Genomic DNA, 4,891 nt, shown 5'->3' with positions numbered 1-4,891 from the left:
GACGAAATTCATGCCAGAATTCACCTGGGCGTGTTCAACCTTGTTGTTAAGAGATTCGTCATGACGATATATGAACAAGATAAGGTGATGAGTCGAGGTTCTTTACAATATGAATAAGAGAACCCGTTGGAATCCCCCTAATATAGATGCTCATAAATTCGATTTCGCATAACAAATGTCTTCTGTATTATGAACTGAAGTATCTAACATGAAAGGGTGAAGGTAATGAAAAACAAGAAGAAACCTAATATTCTTGTATTAATGGTTGACCAGGAAAGGTATCCTTCAGTCTATGAAACCAGCGAACTGGAAAAGTGGCGAAAAGAAAATTTAGTAACGCAAAATCTGTTACGTAAGAACGGTATGGAGTTTTCTAATCATTATGCAGGGAGTACCGCCTGCTCACCTAGTCGAGCAACGATTTATACAGGTCAGTACCCTTCTCTTCACGGGGTAACGCAAACAACCGGAGTAGCTAAAGGACCTTTTGATCCAGATGTCTTTTGGCTTGATCCTAATACCGTACCTACTATAGGAGACTATTTCCGTACAGCAGGTTATCAAACCTATTGGAAAGGGAAGTGGCATGCTTCCGATGAAGATATTTTAATCCCAGGTACACATCATGCATTTCCCAGCTATGACCCAGACACCGGTGTACCAAATAAAGAAAAGGAAAAAATCTATCAAAAAGCTGATCGTTTGAACGCCTTTGGATTTTCTGGATGGATTGGTCCAGAACCGCATGGATCAAGTCCTCGTAATTCGGGATCATCTGCCGCAATTGGCACAAGTGGTCGTGACCAGGTATATGCTTCGGAAACTGTCAAGCTCATCCAGTCGCTGGAAGAACAATCAAATAAAGACGACACGCCATGGTTTATGATGTGTTCCTTCGTCAATCCACACGACATTGCATTATATGGTGTGTTAACAGCCCTTTCACCAGCGTTTAATTTCGAAGTTGACCCAACGCTTCCACCAATTCCACCAGCGCCTACAGCCAGGGAGTCCCTGTCAACTAAACCAGGGGCCCAGGAAAGTTACCGGAAAATCTATCCGCAGGCATTGCAGCCTATCCTTGACGAACCCTTTTATCGTCAACTGTATTACAGTTTACAAAAACAAGCAGATCAAGAAATGAATAAAGTCTTTCATGCGCTGAAAAACTCAACTTTCTATGAAGATACGATTGTCCTTTTTACATCTGACCATGGAGAACTTCTTGGCGCGCACGGAGGGCTCCATCAAAAGTGGTATAACATGTATGAAGAATCTATCCACGTACCCTTAATCATCCACAGCCCAAAGCTTTTTTCTCATTATGAGGAAACTCATATGCTAACAAGCCATGTCGATATTCTACCAACACTGTTAGGATTAGCTGATATAGAGGCAGAAAAAATTCAAGAAAAGCTCTCAAAATCTCATACGGAAGTTCATCCTTTAGTCGGGAGAGATCTAACTCCGCTTATTCAAGGCAACGATCAATTTTTCAGAGCAAACGAACCTCTCTATTTTATGTCTGATGACGATATAACAAAAGGATTAAACCAGACAACCGCATCCGGTAGACCCTACGAATCTGTCGTCCAACCAAATCACATTGAAGCCATCATTACACAACTGAAGACAGGAAAAGATCATAAAGAAGAAAACTGGAAATTTGCTCGTTATTATGATAACCCTCAATTCTGGAGTAATCCAGGTTGTAGTGACTCCGAAATTAAAAAAGGGAAACCGATTGATGTAACGAATCATACCCAATGCTCGACCTGTTTAAATACAACAAAAACTGAGCCTGTTCCCTCTCAATATGAATTATACAATCTAACAACAGACCCATTAGAGGAAATTAATTATGCTGATCCTACTAATGCAACGGCAGAAACCACCATTATTCAGGAATTGCTAATCGGCACTCTGGATCAGCAATGCAACCAAAAGAGATTAAAGCCCTCAAGTGGTGAAGTTCCTGGTATGCCGTCTTGTAATTGCCAGGAAGGATAATACAATTTTCTTTTAGGCGCTCTTAAATTCCAGGGGTGGTTTTACAGATAAGCTCCCGATTGGTAGTAAACAATTTTTGAAATTGGGGGCCGTTTCGTTAAATGGAGGAGGGTAGGGTTGGAAAGCGAGCCGTTCCACGGAGCCCTTCTCTACAAAACTTCCCAATACTGAGTCTTTACCAATCCGGCCTAATTGGTGAATAAGCCTCTTATGAAAAAATCTCCCCTCCTTCCTCCAGTGTTCTTCTTTGTAATCCTTCCAAGTTCCCTTTTCTATATATACTGCAATAAAAGCATAATGACTATTCTAAAGTATATATTAAAAGTAGACTTATAAGGAGGTAACCTTTACATGGAAATAAAGCCAAACGTAGATATTATAAACCCTGCCTTTCAAAGTTCCAAAGGAAGGTTGTTTGCTGGAACTTCCGGGGTATTAAAACCGAGCGCTAGTAGAAATGCATGGGCCCAGCTTGTAAATCCGTTACAATCTAAAGTGAATTTATATGTCTCTTTTTTTGCTTTGACAAACTTCTCGACTAAACTAGTGAAGGCAGATTTTGTTGTTAATGCTGAGCCACCCGGAACCCCAAATCTATCATCAGAAGTGAGTGTTCTGAAACTGGCCTCCAATCATAAACCTGTTGGACAAATTCTATTCAACCCTAATGTTTCAGGTTCCTTTTCAGGAGGAACAGTTGTCGGTACCAGGGCGCTAAGTCCCCAAAGAACCGAGCTGGGTTTTAGAGTGGACGGTCGATTAATTATAGAGCCAGGAACAAACGCAATGTTCTTTTTATGCAGTCGCTACTCTGCTGAAGCTCAAATAGAGTTCGAATGGTTTGAGAGTGAAGCAATCTTTTAATTATTTTGGAATTAACTTTTCAACTCTCCTGGCTAATTCTTAACTAAAGATAGGGCGACTATTCTTATTGAATAATCGCCTTCTTCACTTGAAAAACCGAATTCAAGATAAGTACTTTCTGCGAGCCACATTCTCTGTAATTGGATAAGTTGTAAAGTACACATTTTTATATGGCAGTAACAAAACATACACTCAACTGTCTTTTTTAACGATATACATATGATAGCGCGCTTTGAATTCTGGGTAGTCTGTATAGCGGTCAGCAAGTACTTCCCACTCGAACTCCATCTCACCCAGCACACGCTTCAAGTATGTCTCCCTCTTTTCCCCTTGAATCATGAAAATGGCCAACAACCCACCGTTTTTCAGCTCTGAAGCAATACGCTGGACGAGCTTCGTTTCATTCTCGACATCCCTTTTATAAAAATGCAGCATCGAATCCAACAGAACAATATCGTACTCCGCGGCTATCGGGTACGTGTAGACATCTCCTACTTTCCCGGTCACGTTTAACTGCTCGTCACGAGCGACTTGATTCATTTGATCGAGCCCGACAGTGGAGACATCGACGCCTGTCACCGTATACCTTAACCTTCCTAAGCTTAAGGAATCTCTGCCTTGTCCGCATCCTAGATCAAGGACATGGCCTTTCGGTTCATACGCCTCAAAGAATGCCACAAGTCCAGGATAAGGATTTCCGAAATAATGCTGTTCTTGATAATGAGTATCGTAGACTGGTTTCTTCATGATGCTCCCCTCTTTCCCAATCTTCTAGCCTCATTTCACGGTTCATTGAAGCGCATCCTCCACATACATTCACTCCATAATGTTCCATCCTATAAACGATAAATTTAAACTATCTTATTCACATTACGAAGAGCCCCTATTGAGGTTTCAAAAAAATGGCGCATCATACATGTTCGCTTCAAATGATAGGATCTATGATTTTCCCTTATGTTCGTACCGCTGACAAGCCACGCTCAACCTACCCCCTATTACCTTACCCCCCTGCCTCGCAGTCAATCCTATTTAATAGTACTTCTTCCTTTATTCTTTAAGGAAACTAGAATGATCGTTAAATTTAACATTATACTGTTCGCAAACAGAATCATTAGAAGGAAGATTGAAACAAAAACTCCACTGTTGCTGCCTCTATATTCAGCAAGCTTAATCGCGACAGAAAACAATAGAAAGGGGGATGCGAGCGAAACTAAAACTAATAAAGAGTACGGTTTTTCTTTTTCCTTGATATGAATAAACCATGCCCAGCTCCCAACTATTAAAAAGAAAGCTGATAAATAGATAAATACCAAATAATACCCCCATTCGTAATAAGTCATAATATGTGGTCCTTGCTCACTCGATCTCACTCTATTATTCCAAAGTAAACATAGGGAGGAAATCATGGTGATAAACCGATCCCTCTATCCTATCGTTTTTTGTCGATTCATTCTCCTTCTATAGGACGGCTCCCTGTTTCACGCAAAACGAAAGTATAGAATGCTCAGATAGCGTACACGCACTTCTTATCTCCTATAATACAGCCTCCTTCCATTTACTTTTGACTTACACTTTAATAGATGCTAACTTGAAAGTAGAATGAACGTTCTATCTAAAGGAGGTTTGCTTAACCATTGAGTGAGAAACGTAAACAAGTATTAAATGTGGCCGAACAACTATTCTACGATTATGGATTCCATGGAGTAGGTTTAAAACAAATTGTTAAAGAAGCAAATGTTGCGACGATGACGTTATATAATCACTTTTCCTCTAAGAACACGCTTGTAGAAGAGACCATTAAACACCGGGAAGAGCGATACTGGGCATACATTCGCTCGACATCCGAGGCCTATTCTAACGAACCATTTGTACGAATTGCACAATTGCACGGAGCCTTCTTAAAAGAAGTATCCCCTCAAGGGTGTATGTTCCTGCGTGCCATTGAAGTCTATCAGGATACAGACAGTAACATTGTAAATATTGCCAAAAACCATAAATCGAAAGTGCTGCAGTATTT

Annotated in this window: 4 protein-coding genes; 3 read left to right on the top strand and 1 reads right to left on the bottom strand. The window is 40.6% G+C overall.

The genetic code is table 11. The features are described from left to right. The first annotated feature begins 225 nt into the window (after nt 1-225). Together WAM07_RS18595 and WAM07_RS18590 are read left to right on the top strand one after the other, a co-directional pair. Entirely contained in the window at nt 226-2,010 is a 1,785-nt protein-coding gene (locus WAM07_RS18595; protein ID WP_422168879.1) for a sulfatase-like hydrolase/transferase, read from the top strand. 351 nt (nt 2,011-2,361) lie between these two features. Then, entirely contained in the window at nt 2,362-2,874 is a 513-nt protein-coding gene (locus WAM07_RS18590; protein WP_422168878.1) for a DUF6143 family protein, read from the top strand. A gap of 192 nt (nt 2,875-3,066) precedes the next feature. On the opposite strand, the gene WAM07_RS18585 is transcribed toward WAM07_RS18590, so the two are convergent. Continuing rightward, the gene (locus WAM07_RS18585; RefSeq protein ID WP_422168877.1) at nt 3,067-3,621 is read right to left on the bottom strand and encodes a class I SAM-dependent methyltransferase; all 555 of its coding nucleotides are present in this window, start codon (nt 3,619-3,621) and stop codon (nt 3,067-3,069) included. 887 nt (nt 3,622-4,508) lie between these two features. Here WAM07_RS18585 and WAM07_RS18580 point away from each other — a divergent pair. Further along, the coding region (locus tag WAM07_RS18580) for a TetR/AcrR family transcriptional regulator (protein ID WP_422168876.1) at nt 4,509-4,891 on the top strand (383 nt) is incomplete at its 3' end.

Source organism: Halobacillus sp. (genome assembly GCF_049282395.1).
In the GTDB taxonomy this organism is placed as follows: domain Bacteria; phylum Bacillota; class Bacilli; order Bacillales; family Halobacillaceae; genus Halobacillus.
The sequence above is the reverse complement of the archived record's forward strand: the minus strand, read 5'-3'. Positions and strand labels throughout refer to the sequence as shown.